The organism is Stenotrophomonas sp. PS02300 (assembly GCF_029959395.1).
Classification (GTDB): Bacteria; Pseudomonadota; Gammaproteobacteria; order Xanthomonadales; family Xanthomonadaceae; genus Stenotrophomonas; species Stenotrophomonas maltophilia_AD.
This window is the reverse complement of the sequence record NZ_JASCOP010000071.1, coordinates 1-20,408: the sequence shown is the minus strand read 5'-3', so window position 1 is coordinate 20,408 and position 20,408 is coordinate 1. Positions and strand designations below refer to the sequence as shown.

Below are 20,408 nucleotides of genomic sequence, written 5' to 3'. Positions count from 1 at the left end.
CATGGCCCGGGCAATCGACGTGGGCGTAGTGACGCTCGGTGGATTCGTATTCGACGTGTGCGGTCGAGATCGTGATGCCACGGGCCTTTTCTTCCGGCGCGGCGTCGATCGCGGAGTAATCCTTGAACTCGCCACCGAAGCGCTCTGCACCGATCTTGGTCAGTGCGGCGGTCAGCGTGGTCTTGCCGTGGTCGACGTGACCGATGGTGCCGACGTTGACGTGCGGCTTGGTGCGCTCGAACTTACCCTTGGCCATGGCTGCTTATCTCGAAATCGTCTGAATGGTGGCACTTAGATGGTGCTCACGAAAGGAATCGAACCTTCGACCTCCTCCTTACCAAGGAGGTGCTCTACCGACTGAGCTACGTGAGCGAGTTTTGAATTATGGCACGAATTTGAATATATTCAAATCCATTCAATGGAGCGGGAGACGGGGATCGAACCCGCACCATCAGCTTGGAAGGCTGAGGTTCTACCATTGAACTACTCCCGCATCGGAAGCTCTTGCCACAACTTGAAACTGCATGAAACTGGTGGAGGGAGGTGGATTCGAACCACCGAAGGCGTAAGCCAGCAGATTTACAGTCTGCCCCCGTTGGCCGCTTGGGTATCCCTCCTTACCACCCTGTCCCGTGGCGCCGAAGCGTTTTCGGTGCGGGGTGGAAGAGCCGTGAATTTTGGGGGTGAATGCGGGTTCTGTCAACAACCTTTTTGAACTTTTTCACACGAATCGCAATTTTCCCCGGCAGCACGCGCTATTGGCCCGGAAGCGCCAGCGTTTCGTCCGCGAAGATCGCCACGTGCGGCACGCCGTCGGCACCGATCCAGCCGCGATACATGCCCTGCGTATTGAACGGAGTGGCGGCACGGCCATCGGCACCCAGCACGATCGCGCCACCATCGCCGCCCAGCGCGGGAATGCGCGCGTTGATCACCTCGCGCCCCGCTTCTTCCGGCCCCTGCTTCAGGTACTGCATGCGCGCACAGATGTCGTGCGCGGCCGCCGTGCGGATGTAGTACTCGCCCCAGCCGGTGCCGGACACGGCGCAGGTGGCGTTCGCATAGGTGCCGGCGCCGATGATCGGTGAGTCGCCGACACGCCCGTAGCGCTTGTTGGTCATGCCGCCGGTGGAGGTGCCTGCAGCGAGGTGGCCCTGGCTGTCCAGCGCGACCGCACCCACGGTGCCGAAGTGGCGGGCGGTTTCCAGGTCGGCATGGGCCTGGCCGCTGGCCTCTTCCTTCAGGGCCTTCTGCAGCTGCTGCCAGCGCTTCTCGGTGCGGAAGTAGGACGGATCGACCAGGGCGATGCCCTGGCTGGCGGCGAAGGTCTCGGCGCCCTCGCCCACCATCATCACGTGCGGGGAGTGCTGCATGACCGCTTCGGCCAGCAGGATCGGGTTGCGCACGCGCTGCACGCCGGCCACCGCGCCGGCCTTGAGGCTGGCGCCGTCCATCAGCGCGGCATCCAGCTCGTTGCGGCCATCATGGGTGAACACCGCGCCCTTGCCGGCATTGAAGGTCGGATCGTCCTCGAGCACGGTGATGGCGGCCGTGACCGCGTCCAGCGCCGGCTTGCCAGCCGCCAGCGCCTGGTGGCCCGTGATGAGCGCCTGGCTCAGTGCCGCGCGGGCCGCCTTCTCTTCGGCCGGCGAAAGGTCCTTGCGCTGCACCCCTGCCCCGCCGTGGATGACCAGCACCGGTTCGGCGGCCAGCGCGAGCGGGCTGAGCAGGCACAGGGACAGCAGCAGGGAGGATCGGCGGGACATGGCAGTTACCGGTAGGAGGGGCGGTTCATCATGCCGCACCCGGCGGGGAGTGCCGACCAACGGTCGGCACCTACCAAGGGCACCGAAATCTGGTAGGTATCGACCGTTGGTCGATGCGCTGCTTCCTGAAGCGGGCCCAGTGGCGGCGGACGTAAAAAAGGCGTTAAATGCGCGCCGTCCGTTCACCGAATGTGAATGGGGGTCGCGGCCTCCCTTGAGGCCCACTTTCTTCTTGAGAATTCTCATGCGTAAACAGGCGATGGCGTGGTCGATCCAGCTGGCGTTGATGGGTGTGGCCGCAACCGCGGCGGCGCAGGCCCCGACCCCCGGGGTGCAGCAGCTGGACACGGTGCAGGTCACCGGCTCGCGCATTCCGCGCGCCCAGGTCGAAGGCCCGGCACCGGTCACGGTGATCACCGCCGAACAGATCCAGGCCAGCGGCTTCACCAGCGTGCCGGACGTGCTGCGTTCGATGACCCAGAACGGCGGTGAGACCCAGAGCCAGCAGTCCGCCAGCGGCGCTGATTTCTCGCCGGGTGCGCAGCAGGTCGACCTGCGCGGGCTGGGCCCCAACCACACCTTGGTGCTGGTCAACGGCCGCCGCATCGCCGATTTCCCGATGCCCTTCCAGGGCCGCAGCAACTTCACCGACGTCTCCAACATCCCGCTGGGCATGATCGAGCGGATCGAAGTGCTGACCGGCAGCGCGTCGGCCATCTACGGTTCGGATGCGATCGCCGGCGTGGTCAACTTCATCCTGAAGAAGCAGGTCGATGGCACTACGGTGGACGTGCGCATGGGCACGACCACCGAGGGCTGTGGCGAGTCCTTCGACATGAGCATCGCCAGCGGCTTCGATTCGGGAAAGTTCAGTGCGGTATACAGCCTGGAGCTGCAGTCGCAGACCCCGCTGTGGGCCTATGAGCGCGCCCAGCAGGATTCCACGCTCGATGCCCCCACCGAAAGCGCCCGCGCCGCGCGCCGCGCGTACCTGCGCACCGATTACAACGACGATTACCTGGACCCGGGCCAGGCCACCTGCGATGCGCTGGCCGGGCAGAACAAGGGCAGCACGTACTACGCCGAGCGCGCGCGCTATGGCTTCTACTGCGGCAGCGACCGTTCGATCGGCTACGGCACGATCCTGAGCGAGCGCCGCGGCGCCAATGGCTACGCGTCGCTGCGCTACGGCTTCGAGAATGGCGCGGAGTGGTTTGCCGATGTGCAGCTGGGCTACCACGACATTGCGCTGATGCGCGATGTGACCCAGTGGGGCCTGATGACGCCGGATGGCAATGAAGACGGCTACTTCTACAACCAGGCCACCGACCAGGTGGAGTTCTGGCAGCGCCAGTTCTCGCCGGAGGAAATGGGCGGCCTGCGCAACGGGATGATCCGCAGCACCCAGAAGACCTTCAGCGTCACCACCGGGTTCAAGGGCTCGCTGGGCGCGACCTGGGATTACGAGGCCTCGCTGAGCCATTCGCAGTACCAGTCATCGATCCGCTGGCCGCAGATCATCGCCTCGAAAGCGAACGCGCTGTTCCTCGGGCCGCAGCTGGGCGAGGACGACGACGGTTTCCCGATCTACAACGCCGACCCGGCGCGCCTGTACCGGCCGCTGACCCGCGCCGAATACGATTCGATCTCGGCGCGCACCACGTATACGCCGAAATCGCGCACCGATACGGCGGCACTGACCCTGACCAACGGCGAGCTGTTCGAGCTGCCGGGCGGCAAGGCGGGCTTTGCGGCCACGGCCGAATTCGGCAACCAGTCCTACGCGCTGAACCCGGATCCGCTGGCGACCGAGTACTACTACTACAGCTGGAAGGACTCGGACGGCCATGGCAGCCGCAACCGCTGGGCCACCGCGGCCGAGCTGCGCCTGCCGCTGCATGACACGCTCAACGTGAGCGTGGCCGGCCGCTTCGACCAGTACCGCTATTCGGGCAACACGATCGGCAAGGCGACGTGGAGCGGCGGCATCGAATGGCGCCCGGTCGAGTCGCTGCTGGTGCGCGGCTCGTACGGCACCGCGTTCCGTGCGCCGGACCTGCACTACGTGTATGCCGGCCCCGGCAACGATGAGACCAGCGCGAACGACTACTACGCGTGCGCGGTGGATGGGGCGGACGACTGCTCGGATTACGAGGAGAACCTGATCCGCACGCGCGAGGGCAACCGCCAGCTGGATCCGGAAACCAGCACCTCCTGGAGCGCCGGCCTGGTGTGGTCGCCTGCGCTGGGGCTGGACCTGTCGGTGGACTGGTTCGACATCGACATGCGCGACCAGGTGCAGGACATGGACGTGAGCACGATCCTGCGCGATGAGGCGGCCTGCCGCCTGGGCGATGCAGACGCGGCGTCACCGACCTGCGTGGATGCGATCAACCGGGTCAACCGCACCAGCGATGGGCGCCTGTACGGGGTGCACGTGAGCCCGATCAACATCGCGCGCGAGACCACCCGCGGCATCGATGTGGGCCTGCGCTACCGCCTGACCACCGGCGTGGGCGATTTCATCCTGAGCGGCAACCACACCTGGGTGCAGCGCCATGATTTCCAGCAGTTCGCCGGGGACGTGGTGGAGGACCAGTTCGCGGTCAACAGCGGTTTCGACATCCCGCGCACCAAGACCAGCGCGAGCCTGACCTGGGAGAACGCGGCGTGGTCGACCACGCTTTACGGGCAGCGCCTGGGCAAGCTGCCGAGCTTCGACAGCTACGACCAGAGCTTCGACTGGGAGAGCGGCGACAGCCCGTGGATCAAGGCGACGTACCGCTACAACCTGTCGGTGCAGTACCGCTTTGACGACCATTCGCGCCTGTCGCTGTCGGTGGTGAACCTGTTCAACAAGATGCCGCCGAAGGATGCGACCTACACCTCGTACCCGTATTACGACGTGTCGTGGTTTGACACGGTGGGGCGCCAGTTGAACCTGCAGTACACGCACAAGTTTGGTGGCACCGCGCTGTAATCCCGTACTTCTCCACACCGTGCGTGGAAAGCGATGGGGGTTTGCTGTGGACAACCTTGCCTGAGCCACGCGCTGCAACGGTCTTGAAGGGTGGTGGTTTTTTGTCCAGGCGATGCGCGGGTTTTCCACACGGGACGTGGAAAGCCATGGGAGTTTGCTGTGGACAACCCGGCTGAACACTGCGCTGGAAGGGTTTCGGGGCGTGGTGAAATATTGTCCACGCTCAAACGCAGACGCCCCGCACTTGGCGGGGCGTTTGCGTTGGCGGGCAGCGGACCTACGGTCCGCCCGACCGATCAGACGTTGAAGCGGAAGTGCAGGATGTCGCCTTCCTGGACGCGGTATTCCTTGCCTTCCAGGCGCAGGCGACCGGCTTCCTTGGCGCCGGCTTCGCCCTTGTACTTGATGAAGTCGTCATACGCGATGGTTTCGGCGCGGATGAAGCCCTTCTCGAAGTCGGTGTGGATCACGGCGGCCGCCTGCGGGGCGGTGGCGCCCTTGCGCACGGTCCAGGCGCGCACTTCCTTCACGCCGGCGGTGAAGTAGGTCTGCAGGCCGAGCAGGCTGTAGGCCGCGTTGATCACGCGATTGAGGCCCGGCTCGGTCAGGCCGAGGTCGGCCAGGAAGGTGTCGCGGTCTTCGTCGTCCAGCTGCGAGAGCTCTTCTTCGATGGCGGCAGAGACCGGCACGACCTGCGCACCTTCGGCGGCGGCGCGGGTGCGCACGGCGTCCAGGTGCGGGTTGTTCTCGAAGCCGTCTTCGAGCACGTTGGCGATGTACATCACCGGCTTGAGGGTAAGCAGGAACAGGTCGCGGACCAGGGCCTTCTCTTCCTCGTCCAGGCCGGCACTGCGCCCGGCCTTGCCGTCGGCCAGGGCGGCCTGCAGCTTGGCGAGCACGGGCTTGCGTGCAGCCGCTTCCTTGTCACCGCCCTTGGCAGCGCGCTCGGCGCGGTTGAGCGCCTTCTCGACGCTGTCCAGGTCGGCCAGGGCCAGTTCGGTGTCGATGGTGTCGATGTCCGACAGCGGGTCGACCTTGTTGTTGACGTGGATGACGTCGGCGTTCTCGAAGCAGCGCACCACGTGGGTGATCGCGTCCACTTCGCGGATGTGGGCCAGGAACTTGTTGCCCAGGCCTTCACCGCTGGCGGCACCGGCGACCAGGCCGGCGATGTCGACGAACTCCACGGCGGTCGGGATGACCTTCTGCGGGTTGATGATCGCCGCCAGCTCGTTCAGGCGCGGATCCGGCACGGGCACGATGCCGACGTTCGGCTCGATGGTGCAGAACGGGAAGTTGGCCGCGGCGATGCCCGCCTTGGTCAGCGCGTTGAACAGGGTCGACTTGCCGACGTTGGGCAGGCCGACGATGCCGCATTTGATACCCATCTTTGACAACCTCTGGGGTGGTAGGCACCGACCGTGGGTCGGTACGCCGTGGTTATTTCGGGGTGTGCAGGCGCTTCATCGCCTCACTGTAATCGCCACGCACGGCCAGCGGCAGTACGTCGATGGCGTCGTCGATGGCATGCCCGATCAGCACGTCATCGTCCTTGCTGGCACGGCCGAGTACCCAGGGCACCACGCGGTCCTTGTGACCGGGATGGCCGATGCCGATGCGCAGGCGGTGGAACTTCCCATGGCCGAGCAGGCGGATGGTGTCACGCAGGCCGTTCTGGCCGCCGTGGCCGCCATCGAACTTGAGCCGGGCCACGCCGGGCGGCAGGTCCAGTTCGTCGTGCGCCAGCAGTGTTTCCTCGGGCTCGATCTTCCAGAAGCGCTGGGCGGCGGTGACCGACTTGCCACTGAGATTCATGAAGGTGGCGGGCTTGAGCAGCCACACCGGTTGACCGGCGATGTCGACCTTGGCGGTCTCGCCGAACAGCTTGCTGTCCACGCTCCAGCGCGCGCCGGCCTGTGCGACCAGGGCGTCAATGAAACGAAACCCGGCATTGTGCCGGGTCTGGGCGTGCTCGGGTCCGGGGTTACCCAGGCCAACGATCAATCGCAATCCTGTCATCGCTCTTCTTCATCGCTACCGGCGTCGTGCCGGTACATGCAGAAACGGCGCCTGCCCCGAAGGACAGGCGCCGCAATCACTTACTCTGCAGCAGCCACTTCTTCGTCAGCGGCTTCGCCCTTGCCGTGCTTGGCAGTGACGATGGCGTCGTCGTGGTCCTTGCCCTGGGCCAGGGCAACGATCTCAACGCCCTTCGGCAGCTTGATGTTGGACAGGTACACCACGTCGCCAGCCTTCAGCTCGCCCAGGTCGACGTCGATCGACTCCGGCAGGTCCTTCGGCAGGCAGCTGACGGTGACTTCCTTCAGTTCGTGGGTGACCACGACGTCGGCAGCCTTGCCGGCCGGCGAGGTGTCTTCGTTGAGGAAGTGCAGCGGCACCGAAGCGGTCAGGGCCTGGTTCTCATCCACGCGCAGGAAATCCAGGTGCATGATCAGCTGCTTGTGCGGGTGGCGCTGCATGTCACGCAGCAGGACCTTGGTGATCTGGCCGTCCAGGTTCAGGCTCAGGATCGACGAGTAGAACCACTCGTTCTGCTGGGCCAGCCAGGTGGCGTTGTGGTCCAGGCTGATGGCGACCGGTTCGGCGTTGCCACCGTACACGATGGCCGGGATCACACCGGCGTGACGCAGGCGGCGGCTCGCACCCTTACGCTGCAGTTCACGCTTGGTGACCTTGATTTCATGGGTCTTCGACATTTTACTTCTACCAGTTGTTGCCTTGCCGGAATGGCTTGGCGATGAAGGGCACGTCCGCGACCAGACGTCCCCGGGGCCCTGGCTGCCGTTGCCGGCGGCCAGGAAAAACGAATCAATCCACGTACAGCGAGCTGACCGATTCGCCGAAGGCGATGCGGCGCATCGTTTCGGCCAGCATTTCCGCCACGCTGAGCTGGCGGATCTTGCTGCACACGCGCGCTTCTTCACGCAGCGGGATGGTATCGGTCACCACCAGCTCGTCGAGCTGGGAGTTGTTGATGTTGTCCACCGCCGGGCCCGAGAGCACGGCGTGGGTGCAGTACGCGGCCACCTTGAGGGCGCCACGCGCCTTCAGCGCCGCGGCGGCCGCACACAGGGTGCCGGCGGTATCGACGATGTCATCGACCATCACGCAGGTCTTGCCTTCGACGTCACCGATGATGTTCATCACGGTGGAGACGTTGGCGCGCGGACGGCGCTTGTCGATGATCGCCAGGTCGGCATCGTCCAGGCGCTTGGCGACGGCGCGCGCACGCACCACGCCACCCACGTCCGGGGACACCACGATCAGGTTTTCCGTGCCGTAGGCGCGCCAGATATCGGCGAGCAGCAGCGGCGAGGCATACACGTTGTCCACCGGCATGTCGAAGAACCCCTGGATCTGGTCGGCATGCAGGTCCACCGTCAGGACGCGGTCGGCGCCAACGGCGCTGAACATCTTGGCGGCTACCTTGGCGGTGATCGGCACGCGCGAGGAGCGCATGCGGCGATCCTGGCGCGAGTAACCGAAATACGGCACCACGGCGGTGACACTGTTGACCGAGGCGCGCTTGAGCGCATCGATCAGGACCAGCAGTTCCATCAGGTTCTCGGCGCTGGGTGCGCAGGTCGGCTGGATCACGAAGACGTCCTGCTTGCGGACGTTCTCTTCGATTTCGACCTGCACTTCACCATCGGAGAAGCGCGAGACCAGTGCCTTGCCCGGTCGCACCCCCAGTTCCTTGCAGATGCTCTGCGCAAGGCGCTTGTTGGCGTTGCCGGAAAATACCAGCAGGTTCGGGTGATCTTGCATCATGACGGTCTCGGGCGGGAGCGATTGGCGGAGAACTCTGCCGCCGGCGCCCGAGGACGTCTGCGGTGACAACACCGCGGCCGTTCAACCGTGTCCGCGCAGCATGCGCATGGAACGCGGTTGGCGTCCGCAAGTGGCAGGGGCGGGAGGATTCGAACCTCCGAATGCCAGGATCAAAACCTGGTGCCTTGGGCCTCTTGGCGACGCCCCTGCATCAAAATCAATAACGCTCGAGTACATCAAGCAGTGGCGAGCGCTCCACGCCCGCAGCCACCCATGCCCGCAGTTCCTTCGGCAACCGCGCCAAGCCCTGCTCTGCAGCAGCGCGCGTGGCGAACTCGACGAAACAACCGCTTCCCGACCCGGTGAGTCGTGCCCGGCCAATCCTGTCCAACGCGATGAGCACTGCCTCTACGGCAGGTTCGCGACGGCGCAGTACCGGCTCGAACGCATTCCCGAGCAAAGACCCGGAAGCGAAGTCCGCTATTTTCGCTACTGGGGCGTCGCGCGTCAAATCGGGACTGGCGAAAAGTGCGGCGGTGGGCACGTGAACGCCGGGGTCGGCGATGACATACCAGGCCGGCGGCAGCGCCAGCGGGGTCAGCTGCTCCCCCACCCCTTCGGCCCAGGCGTTGCGGCCGCGCACGAACACCGGCACGTCCGCGCCCAGCTGCAGGCCCAATCCGGCCAGTGCATCTTCATCCAGGCCCACGCGCCACAGCCGGTTGAGCGCGACCAGCACGGTGGCCGCATCGGAAGACCCGCCGCCGAAACCGCCACCCGCCGGAATACGCTTTTCGACGGTGATATCCACACCTTGGCCGACGTTTGCATGATTTTTGAGAAGCATCGCCGCACGCACGGCGAGGTCATCGGCCTCGGCCACGCCCGGCACGGACGGCCCGTCGCGGCGGACCTGGCCATCTTCACGCACCTGCAGCCGGACCCGGTCACCCCAGTCCAGCAGCCGGAACACGCTCTGCAGTTCGTGGTAGCCGTCGGCCCTGCGGCCGGTGATGTGCAGGAACAGGTTCAGCTTGGCCGGGGCCGGAAACCACGGCCCGCTGGCGTTCAGGTCCAGCGCGCTCATGGGCTGCCCAGCACCCAGCCATCGACCAGCAGGCGCACCTTGGCGTCGCCATTGACCGCTTCGATCCGCCGCGGCAGGACCGGGCGGTCGCCTTCAGCCGGGTACCAGTCCAGGAACTGGATGTCCCAGCCCATCTGGCGCACCCGGCGGGGTCGGCCTTCGGCATCGCGATCGATCTCGGCGGCCGTCGCCCCTTCGGCGACCAGGCCGCGCACCCAGTCCGGCAACTGGTTGACCGGGATATCCCAGCCGGTGGCCTCCAGCAGCACCTGCTGCGCATCCTCGCCCTGGCGCGGGCCACCTTCCACACCGTCCAGGCGCCCTGAGCGGTTCCCGCTGTCACCGCTCAGGGTCCAGCTCTGCCGGGTGACCGGCGCGCTCAGCGACACCACGTACTGGCGCGCCTGCTGCTGCCAGTCGATGCGGCCACTGCCGCCGTTGCGCCCCTTGCTGACCGCGACCCGGCCCTGGAACGACCACGCCGGCTGCGCGCGCAGCGCGTCCACGCGCGCGGCCTCGGCCTGCTGCGCTTCGGCGCTGACGGCAGTCACCACATCGGGCGCCGCCGGGGCCTTGCGCGTGTCCAGCGACACGCAGGCAGACAACGACACAGCCAGGGCCGCCGCGAAGGCGGCCTTCAGGGGAAACATGCTCATACGCCGTATTTCTCGGTCACGCGCTGCAGCGCACGGTTTTCCGGGTCCAGCTTGCGCGCTTCATCGAAGAAGCGGCGGGCTTCGTCCTTGCGGCCGAGCACCCACAGCACCTCGCCCACGTGCGCGGCGATTTCCGGGTCCTTGGCCAGCGTCCAGGCCCGGCGCAGCTGCACCAGCGCCTCTTCGTTGCGGCCCAGGCGATAGAGCACCCAGCCGTAGCTGTCGACGATGGCGGCGTTGTCCGGCTCGGCCACGCGGGCGCGGTCGATCAGTTCCAATGCTTCCTGGTAGCGGGGGGTGCGGTCGGCCAGGGTGTAGCCCAGCGCGTTGAGCGCGGCCACGTTCTCCGGTTCGGTCACCAGGATCTTGCGCAGGTCCGCTTCGGCGCGGGGCACGTCGTCGCGGCGCTCCCAGGCCAAGGCGCGGGCATACAGCAGCGCGTTCTCGTCGGGGTAGGCCGCCAGGCCCCGGGCCAGCGCGTCCAGCTCACCCGGCAGGTCATCGCCCCGCTGGCGCAGCTCGGCCTCGAGCAGGTAGGCGTCGCGCCGTGCTTCGTCGTCGATCATGGCGTCGGACTGGATCGCGTGGACCCCGGCGAAGGCCTTGTCGGTCTGGCCCAGTTCGTACTGGGCGCTGGCCGCGCGCAGGCGTGCTTCGGCACGTTCTTCGCCACCCGGCACGCTGAGGTACCAGTCCACCGCTTCGGCGTGGCGCTTGAGGTATTCGGCGATCTTGCCCAGCAGCAGGCGCTGCGCCGGGTCGGGCTTGGTCGCCTGCTTTGAAAGGTCGGTGTACAGCGCCAGCAGCGCCACATCGTCTTTCTGCTTGGCCAGCAGCGAGGCGCGCATGCCCCAGGTCTGCACGTTCTGCGGACCGACCGCGAGCACGCGCTCGGCCGATTTCGCATCGCCCATCGCGTCGTAGGCGATGGCCACCGCGTTGCGCAGCTCCGGGTCGTCGGCGGTGCGCGGTTCCACCGAACGCAGCGCCGCCAGTGCCTCGTCGGTCTTGCCGGCCTGGAACATCAGGCTGGCATTGAGCAGCGCCACGCGCGGCTCGCCGGGGAAGCGGCGCACCACTTCATCGACCATGCGCCGGGCCAGCTCGGGGCGGTCCATGCGCATGGCCAGCCGGCCAAATTCCTGCCAGGGCTCGAGCTGGTTGGGGATGGCGTTGTCGTCGACCAGCCGGCCCAGCACATCGGCGGCGGCGGCCGGGTCGCGGCCCCCGCCGACCAGCGCGGCCAGCGCGAACTTCCAGCCGCGCGGGTCCGGGTCGCGCAGCAGGGTGGCCAGCTCGGTCCGCGCGCCCTTCACATCGCCCTTGCGCAGGTCCAGCGCGGCGGCGGCGCTGCGCATGGCCAGCGAACGGGGCGCACGCTTCTCCCACAGGGCCAGCGCGCGGGTGGCGCGTTTGTCATCGTCGGCGAGCATGGCGATCCGGGTGGCGCGCTCGGCCAGGCCAGCGTCGTCACGGCCTGCCTCGGCGGCTTCCAGGTACCAGCGCGCGGCCTCGGGCAGCTTGCCCGCCTGCAGCGCGAACTCACCGGCCATGACCGGGGTCAACGATGCCGGTTCGGCCGTTCCGGCCTTGCCGGCCGGGGCAGCCGGGGCTGCCGCCAGGGCGTTGGCGGTGAACAGGGACAGCAGCAGAACGCTGGAGATGCGAATCAATGCGGGCATCGGGGGCTTCTGGCCTTAAAATGACGACTTGAATGGCCAGCAGCTTATCGCAAGCAACTGAACAATGACCCTGTGGGTGCTCGGACTGAATCACCAGACCGCGCCAGTGGAACTGCGCGAACGCGCGTCCTTTGGCGGCGACGCCCTGCCCCAGGCATTGGCGTCGCTGCGCGATACCCCGCAGGTGGCCGAGGCGGTGCTGCTGTCCACCTGCAACCGCACCGAACTGTATGCCGTGGCCGAATCGGGCGAAGCACTGGCGCAGTGGCTGGAGTCGCACGCCGGGCAGCTGCATGGCTACCTGTACCAGCATGCCGATGCCGATGCCGTGCGCCACCTGTTCCGGGTCGCCACCGGGCTGGACTCGATGGTGCTGGGCGAGCCGCAGATCCTGGGCCAGGTGAAGGATGCGTGGGCGATCGCGCGCGACCATGGGCTGCTTGGCCAGCGCCTGGACCGCTTGTTCCAGCAGACCTTCTCGGTGGCCAAGCGCGCGCGCACCGATACCCGCGTGGGCGCCAACCCGATCTCGGTGGCCTCCACCGCGGTGCGCCTGGCGCAGAACTCCTTCGCGCGGCTGGAAGACTCCACCGTGCTGCTGGTCGGCGCCGGCGAAACCATCGAACTGGCCGCCCGCCACCTCAGCGAAGGACGCGTGCGCCGGCTGCTGATCGCCAACCGCACCCTGGCCCATGCGCAGGAGCTGGCCACCCGCCATGGCGGCGTGGCGCTGCCGCTGACCGAGCTGGAACGCCACCTGGGCGAAGCCGACGTGGTGTTTTCGGCCACCGCCGCGCGCGAGCCGGTAATCAGCAAGGCGCAGATCGCCGCCGCGCTGCGCTCGCGGAAGCACAAGCCGATGCTGCTGTTCGACCTGGCGGTGCCGCGCGACATCGAAACCGGGGTGGGCGACCTGCAGGATGCCTTCCTGTACACGGTGGACGACCTGGAGCGCGCAGTGGAGGACAACCGCCGCAGCCGGCGCGAGGCGGCGGCCGAAGCCGAAGCCATCATCGAACTGCAGGTATCGCGGTTCGTCGAGACCCTGCAGGCCAACGCGCACCAGGCGCCGCTGCGCCAGCTGCGCGCGTATGGCGAAGCCACCCGGGTGGAAATGCTGGACAAGGCGCGCCAGCAGCTGGCCCACGGCAAATCGCCGGAGGAAGTGCTGGAGCTGCTTGCGCATGGCCTGACCAACCGCCTGCTGCACCCGCCGACCGCCGCGCTGCGTGCGGCCGCGCTCAGCGGCGATACTGAACTGACCCGCGCCGCCGAGCGCCTGTTCCCGGCCAAGCCGGGCTACCAACACCCTGCCGTGAGCAACGATGACGCCGACCCTGCGCCGTAAGCTGGAAGCGCTGGCCGAGCGCCGCGAAGAACTTGAACGCCTGCTGGCCGACCCGGACGTGGTCGGCGACAACGAGCGCTTCCGCAATTTTTCGCGCGAGTTCGCCCAGCTGCAGCCGATCGCCACCGCGCTGGCTGACGAAGCGCGGGCGCTGGCCGACCTTGCCGCCGCCGAAGCCATGCGCGCCGACCCGGACCTGCGCGAGCTGGCCGAAGAGGAAATCACCGCCGCGCAGGAACGCCTGCAGCAGCTGGACCATGACCTGGCCTTGCTGCTGGTGCCGCGCGATCCGCGCGACGACGGCAACCTGTTCCTGGAAGTGCGCGCCGGTACCGGCGGCGACGAGGCGGCGATCTTCGCCGGCGACCTGTTCCGCATGTACGCGCGCTATGCCGAGCGCCAGGGCTGGAAGGTCGAGATCGAATCGGACAGCCCCGGCGAGCATGGCGGCTACAAGGAAATCGTGGCGCGCGTGGTGGGCCGCGGCGCCTATTCCAGGCTCAAGTTCGAATCCGGCACGCACCGCGTGCAGCGCGTGCCGGCAACCGAGTCGCAGGGGCGCATCCACACCTCTGCGGCCACCGTGGCGATCATTCCCGAAGCCGACGAGGTCGATGAGATCGTCATCAACCCGGCCGACCTGCGGGTGGATACCTTCCGCTCGTCCGGCGCCGGTGGCCAGCACGTGAACAAGACCGAATCGGCCATCCGCATCACCCACGTGCCGAGCGGCGTGGTGGTGGAATGCCAGACCGAGCGCAGCCAGCACGCCAACCGCGACAAGGCGATGAAGCGCCTGAAGGCACAGCTGCTCGATGCCGAACGCAGCAAGCAGGCGGCCGCCACCGCGGAAAGCCGCCGGCTGCAGGTCGGCAGCGGCGACCGCAGCCAGCGCATCCGCACCTACAGCTTCCCGCAGGGCCGGATCACCGATCACCGCGTGGAAGGACTGACCCTGTACGACCTGCCCAACATCATCGCCGGTGAGCTGGATACGCTGGTGGAGCGGCTGATCCACGAACACCAGGCCGACGAACTGGCCCGGCTGTCAGCCGGCGCGTGAGCATGGACCCGCAGCACGAGCAGCTGCGCAGCGCGGTGCAGCGCCAGCCGCAGGATTTCATCGCCTGGGTGATGCTGGCCGACGCGGAGCTTGAAGCCGGTGATGTCGCTGCCGGCGACCACGCCGCCTCGCGCGCGTTGCAGCTGCGCCCCGGCCACCCCGAAGCGCTGGCCCGGCTGGGCCGCACGCGCTGGATGCAGGGCCGCCACGGCGAGGCCGCCGCCCTGCTGCGCCAGGCGGCCAACCAGGTCCCGGAGCATCCCGGCATCGCGCTGTGGCTGGGCCACGCGCTGGAAGACGCCGGCCAGCCCGAGGCCGCTGCCGATGCCTACCGCCAGGCGCATCGGCTGCTGCCCGGCGAGCCTTACATCACCGCGCAGCTGCTCAACTGGCAACGCCGGCTGTGCGACTGGCGCGGGCTGGAGCCGCTGTCCCAGCAGGTGCGCCAGGCCGTGGCGCAGGGCGTGGCGGTGGTCGAGCCGTTCGCCTTCCTCAGCGAAGACGCCAGCGCCGCCGAGCAGTTGGCCTGTGCACGGCAGCGCGCCGCGGGCATTGCCGAGGGCGTGCGGGCGCTGCCGGCCGCGCAGGTGCGCCGCGAGGGGCGGCTGCGCGTGGGTTTCCTTTCCAATGGCTTCGGCGCGCACCCGACCGGGCTGCTGACCGTGGCGCTGTTCGAGCAGCTGCGCGCGCTGGGCGCGCTGGAGCTGCATCTGTTTGCCCTCAACGCCGATGACGGCAGCGCGATCCGCGCGCGCCTGCAGGCCGCTGCCACCGCACTGCATGACGTCTCGCCCCTGGCCCACGCGGCGATTGCGGCACGCATCCGCGGGGCCGGCATCGATGTGCTGTTCGACCTGCGCGGCTGGGGCGGCGGCGGCACGCCGGCGGTACTGGCGATGCGCCCTGCCCCGGTACAGGTGAACTGGCTGGCCTATCCAGGCACCTCGGGTGCGCCGTGGATGGACTACGTGCTGGCCGATGGCTACGTGCTGCCTGCCGCGATGGCACCGGCTTACAGCGAACAGGTCCGGCACCTGCCCCGCGCGTTCCAGCCCTCGGACAACACCCGCGTGCTGGAGCCGGCGCCGGGCCGCGATGCCTGTGGCCTGCCCGCGCAGGGCGTGGTGTTCTGCTGCTTCAACAACAGCTACAAGCTCAACCCGCGCAGCATGCGCCGCGCGTTCGCGGTGCTGCAGGGCGTACCGGGCAGCGTGCTGTGGCTGCTGTCCGGGCCCGGCAATGCCGATGCACGGCTGCGCACCGCCGCGCGCGACGCCGGGCTGGACCCCGCACGGCTGGTGTTCATGCCCAAGCTGCCGCACCCGACCTATCTGGCGCGCTACCCGCTTGCGGACCTGTTCCTGGACACGCACCCGTACAACGCGCACACCACCGCTTCCGATGCGCTGTGGGCCGGCTGCCCGGTGTTGACCTGCCCGGGCGCGACATTCGCGTCGCGCGTGGCCGGCTCGCTCAACCACCACCTGGGACTGCCGGCGATGAACGTCGCCGATGACCGCGCGTTCGTGGATACCGCAATTGCGCTGGGCACCGACCCGACGGCACTGGCAGCGCTGCGGGCCACCCTGGCCCAGCGGCGTTCGGACAGCGGCCTGTTCGACATGGCCGGGTTCGCGCGCGACTTCAGCGCCGAGGTGCAGGCGATGGCGCGATTGCACGGCTGGCAGGATGCACACGCGGGCTGACCACGCACTGCGCTAGGCTCGGGTTTCTTCTGTCAGCCGGAATCCCGCACCGATGGGCAAGCTCAAGCGCAAGGCGTACCAGGCACTGCTCGAACCGATGCAGCTCGAACTCACTGCGATGGCGCGTTGGGCCCAGCACACCGGGCAGCGCGTGCTGGTGCTGTTCGAAGGCCGCGATACCGCCGGCAAGGGCGGCGCCATCCAGGCCATCGCCGAGCACCTCAACCCGCGCCAGTGCAAGGTGGTCGCGCTGCCCAAGCCGACCGACCGCGAAAGCACCCAGTGGTATTTCCAGCGCTATGTGTCGCACCTCCCGGCGGCCGGCGAGATCGTGCTGATGGACCGCAGCTGGTACAACCGGGCCGGGGTCGAACACGTGATGGGCTATTGCAGCGATACCGAGTACGACGCCTTCCTGGCCCAGGCACCGGTGTTCGAGAAGCTGCTGGTGGACGACGGCATCCTGCTGTTCAAGTACTGGCTCACGGTCGACCAGGTGCAACAGGAGAAACGCTTCGCCGAGCGCCACGTGGATCCGCTCAAGGGCTGGAAGCTTTCGCCGGTGGACCTGGAGTCACGCAGCAAGTACACCGCCTATACCGAGGCGCGCGAGGCGATGCTGCGCGCCACCCATCGCGAACAGGCGCCGTGGACGCTGGTGGACTTCAACGACCAGAAGCGCGGGCGGCTGGGGTTGATCCGCAACCTGCTGGACCGGTTGCCGGATACCGGGGTGGAGGATCCCATCCCGGACCTGCCGCCCTTGAAGGGCAAACTGCACGAAGAGCATTTCGGCGTGCTGAAGCCGATCGACGGTTACGCCATCGAATGAGCCGCCGTCATTTGGCGGCGATCCGCGCCTCGATGTCGTGGGCAGTGACCGGGCCCAGGAATTCCTTTGCTACCTTTCCGTCCGGGGCGATCAGGTAGGTCAGCGGCAGGCCGCGCGGCACGGCGAAGTCTTCCGGCGGGTTGTAGGTGTCCACCAGCACGATCGGGTAGGTCACCGGCAGCTTCTGCAGGAACGCCTTCATCTCCTCCGGCTCGATGTCTTCATATGCCAGGCCGACCACTTCGATCTCTTCGCGCATGGCATGCAATGCCGACAGCTCCGGCATTTCCTTGCGGCACGGCGCGCACCAGGTCGCCCAGAAGTTCACCACCACCCACTTGCCGCGATGTGCGGCCAGGTCGTAGGTGGTTCCGTCCAGGGCGGACAGCACCAGGCGCGGCTGCGCCACGGTTTTGCGCTCCAGGTCGGGCGTGGCGGCATCGGCGGCCGGGGCCGCCGGTTCTGCTGCGGGCGCGGGCGCCGGGGCGGCCGCTTCGGGCTGCGGTGCCGGCTTGTTGCAGCCGGCCAGGGCCAGCAGGCCGACGGCCAGCAGCAGGGGCTTGAGGGTCATGGGGTGTCTCCAGACGGGGAATAGATATCGCTGACGCGGCGCTTGAGCAGCTCGCGCAGGGGCAATCGCAACGCATCCAGCGCCGCCACCGAGGCGGTGCCCAGGCTGTCATCGCGGTAGGGAAGGTAGGCTTCCTTGACCGGAATGCGCAGCTGGGTGGATTCGTAGAGGTCGGCCAGGGTGAGCTTGTCCAGGTCGCGCGACAGCAGCCACTCGCCCTGCTCGTCGCGGCGCACCACCCGGATCGCTTCCAGGTCGCACAGCATGCTCTGCAGCAGCGAGTCGGTCAGCATCGGCTCCAGCCGCAGGACCTCGTCTTCATCCAGCCCGCGGCCATCCAGGCGCGCCTGGTGGAAGCGGCCGATCAGGCGCAGCAGGCCATACAGTTCGTAGCCGGTGGGCAGGCGCAGGTCGGCCGGCTGGTAGCGGAACGCAGCGATCGACGAGGCCAGCGAGGCACCCAGCAGCACCGACACCCAGCACAGGTAGATCCACAGCAGCAGGATCGGCACGAAGGCAACGGTGCCGTAGAGCTTCTGGTAGGACTGGAAACTGCCCAGGTAGGCGCCCATGCCCCACTTCACCAGCTCCAGCATCACTGCCGCGAGGATCGCGCCGGGAATGGCATGCCGCCACTTCACCGTGTGGTGTGGCACCACCCGGTACACCAGCATGATGCACACGAACTCGATCAGGATCGGCGCCAGGGTCAGCGACGCATTGGCCAGCAGGCGGCCTTCGCTGGTGCCGAACAGCGGCAGCGCGAACACGCGCGCAGACACCGCCAGCGACGCGGCCGCCAGCATCGCGCCCAGGGTCAGCACGGTCCAATAGACCAGGAAACGGGTGAGCTTGGGCCGCGCCGAGCTGACCCGCCAGATCTGGTTGAAGGTCTGCTCCACGCTGTTGAGGGTGATCAGCAGCGATACCACCAGCGCGATGAAGCCGGCGGCGGTGAGCTGGCCCGCGCTGGCCGAGAACTGGCGCAGGTAGCCTTCGGCCGCGCGCGCGGCGTTGGGTACGAAGTTGGAGAACACGTAGTCGCTGAGGGTGTCGCTCCAGCGGTCGAACACCGGGAATGCCGAGAGCACGCCGAACACCACGATCGCCAGCGGCACCAGCGCGAACACGGTGGTGTAGGCCAGCGAGGCGGCGGCCTGGAACAGGCGGTCGTCGAGGAAGCGGCGCCACAGGAAGCGACCGAAGCTGGCGGTACGGGCGCGGTCGCGCACGCGTTCCATCCACAGGTTGAGGGTGTCCAGGGGTTCCATCGTGGCAAGCGTACCTGAAGCCGGGTGGAGGCAATGCCATACTGCGGACAGACTGGACACAACGGAAGCGAGATGGCGGAGATCCTGGTGCTGTATTACAGCCGCGGCGGTTCGGTGGCGCGGCTTGCGCGCCAGATCGCGCGTGGCATCGGCGAAGTGCCCGGCATGAGCGCGCGGCTGCGCACGGTGCCGCCGGTGGCGGCGGTCACCCAGACCGCGCGGCCGCCGGTGCCCGATGACGGTGCGCCCTATGTAAGCGTGGACGACCTGGCCGAATGCAGCGGGCTGCTGCTGGGCAGCCCGACGCGGTTCGGCAACATGGCCGCGCCGGTCAAGCATTTCCTGGACGGGCTGGGGGCCGAATGGGTCAACGGCACGCTGGCGGGCAAGCCGGCCGGGGTGTTCACCTCCACCGCGTCGCTGCACGGCGGGCAGGAATCCACGCTGTTGTCGATGCAGGTGCCACTGCTGCACCACGGCTGCCTGATCGTGGGCATTCCCTTCACCGAGCCGGCGCTGAGCCACACCACCACCGGCGGCACCCCCTACGGTGCCAGCCACGTGGCCGGCGCCGACGACAACCCGGTGCCAAGCGAAGACGAAGCGATCCTGGCGCGTGCGCTGGGCCGGCGCGTGGCCGATATCGCACGGCGGCTGGGATGAGCCCGCGCGTGCAGAAGTGGACGTTGGCCATCCTGCTGCTGGTGCTGGCAGCGGTGTTCGGACTCTGGTTCGCGCACGACCGGCATTGGCTGGCCAGCCAGCTGGTCTTCACCGCCCCGCCGCTGCTGCTGGCGCTGGGCGTGCTCACGGGGCGTGGCAAGGCGATGTTCTGGGCCGGGGTGCTGGCGCTGTTCTGGTTCAGCCACGGCGTGATGAGTGCCTGGAGCCACCCGGAAACCGCGCACTGGGCCTGGCTGGAACTGCTGCTGGCCCTGGCGGTGATCGGGGTATCCAGCGCGCCGGGCCTGCGCCGGCGTTTCTCGAAGCGGTAACGGCCCCGCGCCCGGCTGCGGGCCGGCGCCGGCAGCCGTATCATGGGCACCCAGCGCGGGTGTTGCCGCGCGGTACCGCCCGCACTCCAGGAAGCCTGCAATGGAAGAACTACTGATCATCACCACCGGTGGCACGATCGACAAGATCTACTTCGACGACAAGTCGGACTACCAGATCGGCGATCCCCAGATCGGGATGATCCTGCGCGAGCTGGGCGTGACCTTCCGCTTCAACGTGATTCCGATCCTGCGCAAGGACTCGCTGCACATCACCGACGAGGACCGTGAGCTGATCCGCGCCACCATCGCCGCGCAGCCGACCCGCCACGTGCTGGTCACCCACGGCACCGATTCGATGGTGCAGACCGGCCAGGTGCTCAAGAGCATCCCCGACAAGACCATCGTCATGACCGGTGCGCTCAGCCCGGCGCGCTTCCGCGGCTCGGACGCCGAGTTCAACATCGGCTGTGCGATCGGCGCGGTGCAGTCGCTGCAGCCGGGCGTGTACATCGCCATGAACGGCCGCATCTGGAACCCCGAACACGTGCGCAAGAACGTCGCTGCGAATCGATTCGAGGACGCATGAGGCGGTAACCGCCTCATGCGTCGGTAGCGGCCCCCCCCGCGGGCGGGGGCCGATTTCTCACTACAAACCCGGG

19 protein-coding genes and 4 tRNA genes are annotated in these 20,408 nt (G+C 67.7%); 8 read left to right on the top strand and 15 right to left on the bottom strand.

Annotation, left to right across the window (positions count from 1 at the left end; all coding sequences use genetic code 11):
* The 5 genes from QMX79_RS13365 to QMX79_RS13345 all read right to left on the bottom strand — a co-directional run.
* The coding region (locus QMX79_RS13365; protein ID WP_282247180.1) for a GTP-binding protein at positions 1 to 256 on the bottom strand (256 nt) is incomplete at its 3' end.
* 40 nt (positions 257 to 296) lie between these two features.
* Positions 297 to 372 (bottom strand) — tRNA-Thr (locus QMX79_RS13360).
* Between the two features lie 47 nt (positions 373 to 419).
* Positions 420 to 493 (bottom strand) — tRNA-Gly (locus QMX79_RS13355).
* Between the two features lie 38 nt (positions 494 to 531).
* A tRNA-Tyr gene (locus tag QMX79_RS13350) sits at positions 532 to 617 on the bottom strand.
* Between the two features lie 138 nt (positions 618 to 755).
* A complete protein-coding gene (locus QMX79_RS13345) occupies positions 756 to 1,766 on the bottom strand; it encodes an isoaspartyl peptidase/L-asparaginase (RefSeq protein ID WP_282247179.1) in 1,011 nt (336 codons plus the stop codon).
* 244 nt (positions 1,767 to 2,010) lie between these two features.
* Here QMX79_RS13345 and QMX79_RS13340 point away from each other — a divergent pair, with 244 nt between their 5' ends.
* The gene (locus tag QMX79_RS13340) at positions 2,011 to 4,746 is read left to right on the top strand and encodes a TonB-dependent receptor (protein WP_282247178.1); all 2,736 of its coding nucleotides are present in this window, start codon (positions 2,011 to 2,013) and stop codon (positions 4,744 to 4,746) included.
* A gap of 296 nt (positions 4,747 to 5,042) precedes the next feature.
* Here the strand turns inward: QMX79_RS13340 and ychF are convergent, their stop codons facing one another.
* From ychF to QMX79_RS13300, 8 genes are all read right to left on the bottom strand, one after another.
* Entirely contained in the window at positions 5,043 to 6,134 is a 1,092-nt protein-coding gene (gene ychF / locus QMX79_RS13335) for a redox-regulated ATPase YchF (RefSeq protein WP_282247177.1), read from the bottom strand.
* Between the two features lie 52 nt (positions 6,135 to 6,186).
* On the bottom strand, positions 6,187 to 6,765 hold the full coding sequence (gene pth / locus QMX79_RS13330) for an aminoacyl-tRNA hydrolase (RefSeq protein ID WP_282247176.1): 579 nt from the start codon (positions 6,763 to 6,765) through the stop codon (positions 6,187 to 6,189).
* An 80-nt stretch (positions 6,766 to 6,845) separates the two neighbouring features.
* Entirely contained in the window at positions 6,846 to 7,463 is a 618-nt protein-coding gene (locus QMX79_RS13325; protein ID WP_068849424.1) for a 50S ribosomal protein L25/general stress protein Ctc, read from the bottom strand.
* 112 nt (positions 7,464 to 7,575) lie between these two features.
* Positions 7,576 to 8,535 (bottom strand): ribose-phosphate diphosphokinase, encoded by a 960-nt coding sequence (locus QMX79_RS13320; RefSeq protein ID WP_038692467.1) that lies wholly within the window; start codon positions 8,533 to 8,535, stop codon positions 7,576 to 7,578.
* 134 nt (positions 8,536 to 8,669) lie between these two features.
* Positions 8,670 to 8,746 (bottom strand) — tRNA-Gln (locus QMX79_RS13315).
* 9 nt (positions 8,747 to 8,755) lie between these two features.
* Positions 8,756 to 9,625: a 4-(cytidine 5'-diphospho)-2-C-methyl-D-erythritol kinase gene (gene ispE, locus QMX79_RS13310; protein WP_282247175.1), complete on the bottom strand. Its 870-nt coding sequence runs from the start codon at positions 9,623 to 9,625 to the stop codon at positions 8,756 to 8,758.
* Positions 9,622 to 10,281 (bottom strand): lipoprotein insertase outer membrane protein LolB, encoded by a 660-nt coding sequence (gene lolB, locus QMX79_RS13305; RefSeq protein ID WP_282247174.1) that lies wholly within the window; start codon positions 10,279 to 10,281, stop codon positions 9,622 to 9,624. The genes ispE and lolB overlap by 4 nt, the downstream gene beginning before the upstream one ends.
* Positions 10,278 to 11,963, bottom strand: coding sequence for a tetratricopeptide repeat protein (locus tag QMX79_RS13300; RefSeq protein WP_282247172.1), 1,686 nt, complete (start codon positions 11,961 to 11,963; stop codon positions 10,278 to 10,280). The genes lolB and QMX79_RS13300 overlap by 4 nt, the downstream gene beginning before the upstream one ends.
* 64 nt (positions 11,964 to 12,027) lie before the next feature.
* On the opposite strand from QMX79_RS13300, the gene hemA reads away from it, so the two are divergent.
* The 4 genes from hemA to ppk2 are packed head-to-tail and all read left to right on the top strand — an operon-like array spanning position 12,028 to position 16,912.
* On the top strand, positions 12,028 to 13,311 hold the full coding sequence (gene hemA, locus QMX79_RS13295) for a glutamyl-tRNA reductase (protein WP_282247171.1): 1,284 nt from the start codon (positions 12,028 to 12,030) through the stop codon (positions 13,309 to 13,311).
* Positions 13,289 to 14,374, top strand: coding sequence for a peptide chain release factor 1 (gene prfA / locus QMX79_RS13290; protein WP_282247170.1), 1,086 nt, complete (start codon positions 13,289 to 13,291; stop codon positions 14,372 to 14,374). The genes hemA and prfA overlap by 23 nt, the downstream gene beginning before the upstream one ends.
* Positions 14,371 to 16,080, top strand: a complete 1,710-nt coding sequence (locus QMX79_RS13285) for a tetratricopeptide repeat protein (RefSeq protein ID WP_282247169.1) — start codon at positions 14,371 to 14,373, stop codon at positions 16,078 to 16,080. Before prfA ends, QMX79_RS13285 begins: the two co-directional genes overlap by 4 nt.
* 52 nt (positions 16,081 to 16,132) lie before the next feature.
* Entirely contained in the window at positions 16,133 to 16,912 is a 780-nt protein-coding gene (ppk2, locus tag QMX79_RS13280) for a polyphosphate kinase 2 (protein ID WP_282247168.1), read from the top strand.
* A gap of 7 nt (positions 16,913 to 16,919) precedes the next feature.
* Here ppk2 and QMX79_RS13275 read toward each other — a convergent pair whose 3' ends face one another.
* The gene (locus tag QMX79_RS13275; RefSeq protein WP_282247167.1) at positions 16,920 to 17,483 is read right to left on the bottom strand and encodes a TlpA disulfide reductase family protein; all 564 of its coding nucleotides are present in this window, start codon (positions 17,481 to 17,483) and stop codon (positions 16,920 to 16,922) included.
* On the bottom strand, positions 17,480 to 18,754 hold the full coding sequence (locus tag QMX79_RS13270) for a YihY family inner membrane protein (RefSeq protein WP_282247166.1): 1,275 nt from the start codon (positions 18,752 to 18,754) through the stop codon (positions 17,480 to 17,482). The genes QMX79_RS13275 and QMX79_RS13270 overlap by 4 nt, the downstream gene beginning before the upstream one ends.
* A gap of 72 nt (positions 18,755 to 18,826) precedes the next feature.
* Here QMX79_RS13270 and wrbA point away from each other — a divergent pair, with 72 nt between their 5' ends.
* From wrbA to QMX79_RS13255, 3 genes are all read left to right on the top strand, one after another.
* The gene (wrbA, locus tag QMX79_RS13265) at positions 18,827 to 19,417 is read left to right on the top strand and encodes an NAD(P)H:quinone oxidoreductase (protein WP_214904688.1); all 591 of its coding nucleotides are present in this window, start codon (positions 18,827 to 18,829) and stop codon (positions 19,415 to 19,417) included.
* Positions 19,414 to 19,749: a DUF2069 domain-containing protein gene (locus QMX79_RS13260; protein ID WP_282247165.1), complete on the top strand. Its 336-nt coding sequence runs from the start codon at positions 19,414 to 19,416 to the stop codon at positions 19,747 to 19,749. The genes wrbA and QMX79_RS13260 overlap by 4 nt, the downstream gene beginning before the upstream one ends.
* 100 nt (positions 19,750 to 19,849) lie before the next feature.
* The gene (locus QMX79_RS13255; RefSeq protein WP_282247164.1) at positions 19,850 to 20,335 is read left to right on the top strand and encodes an asparaginase domain-containing protein; all 486 of its coding nucleotides are present in this window, start codon (positions 19,850 to 19,852) and stop codon (positions 20,333 to 20,335) included.
* Positions 20,336 to 20,408 lie beyond the last annotated feature (73 nt).

Bases quoted from the DNA above. Each gene is read 5' to 3' on its own strand.
- QMX79_RS13345 (WP_282247179.1), bottom strand. From the start codon at position 1,766: ATGTCCCGCCGATCCTCCCTGCTGCTGTCCCTGTGCCTGCTCAGCCCG.
- QMX79_RS13340 (WP_282247178.1), top strand. From the start codon at position 2,011: ATGCGTAAACAGGCGATGGCGTGGTCGATCCAGCTGGCGTTGATGGGT.
- ychF (WP_282247177.1), bottom strand. From the start codon at position 6,134: ATGGGTATCAAATGCGGCATCGTCGGCCTGCCCAACGTCGGCAAGTCG.
- pth (WP_282247176.1), bottom strand. From the start codon at position 6,765: ATGACAGGATTGCGATTGATCGTTGGCCTGGGTAACCCCGGACCCGAG.
- QMX79_RS13325 (WP_068849424.1), bottom strand. From the start codon at position 7,463: ATGTCGAAGACCCATGAAATCAAGGTCACCAAGCGTGAACTGCAGCGT.
- QMX79_RS13320 (WP_038692467.1), bottom strand. From the start codon at position 8,535: ATGCAAGATCACCCGAACCTGCTGGTATTTTCCGGCAACGCCAACAAG.
- ispE (WP_282247175.1), bottom strand. From the start codon at position 9,625: ATGAGCGCGCTGGACCTGAACGCCAGCGGGCCGTGGTTTCCGGCCCCG.
- lolB (WP_282247174.1), bottom strand. From the start codon at position 10,281: ATGAGCATGTTTCCCCTGAAGGCCGCCTTCGCGGCGGCCCTGGCTGTG.
- QMX79_RS13300 (WP_282247172.1), bottom strand. From the start codon at position 11,963: ATGCCCGCATTGATTCGCATCTCCAGCGTTCTGCTGCTGTCCCTGTTC.
- hemA (WP_282247171.1), top strand. From the start codon at position 12,028: ATGACCCTGTGGGTGCTCGGACTGAATCACCAGACCGCGCCAGTGGAA.
- prfA (WP_282247170.1), top strand. From the start codon at position 13,289: ATGACGCCGACCCTGCGCCGTAAGCTGGAAGCGCTGGCCGAGCGCCGC.
- ppk2 (WP_282247168.1), top strand. From the start codon at position 16,133: ATGGGCAAGCTCAAGCGCAAGGCGTACCAGGCACTGCTCGAACCGATG.
- QMX79_RS13275 (WP_282247167.1), bottom strand. From the start codon at position 17,483: ATGACCCTCAAGCCCCTGCTGCTGGCCGTCGGCCTGCTGGCCCTGGCC.
- QMX79_RS13270 (WP_282247166.1), bottom strand. From the start codon at position 18,754: ATGGAACCCCTGGACACCCTCAACCTGTGGATGGAACGCGTGCGCGAC.
- wrbA (WP_214904688.1), top strand. From the start codon at position 18,827: ATGGCGGAGATCCTGGTGCTGTATTACAGCCGCGGCGGTTCGGTGGCG.
- QMX79_RS13260 (WP_282247165.1), top strand. From the start codon at position 19,414: ATGAGCCCGCGCGTGCAGAAGTGGACGTTGGCCATCCTGCTGCTGGTG.
- QMX79_RS13255 (WP_282247164.1), top strand. From the start codon at position 19,850: ATGGAAGAACTACTGATCATCACCACCGGTGGCACGATCGACAAGATC.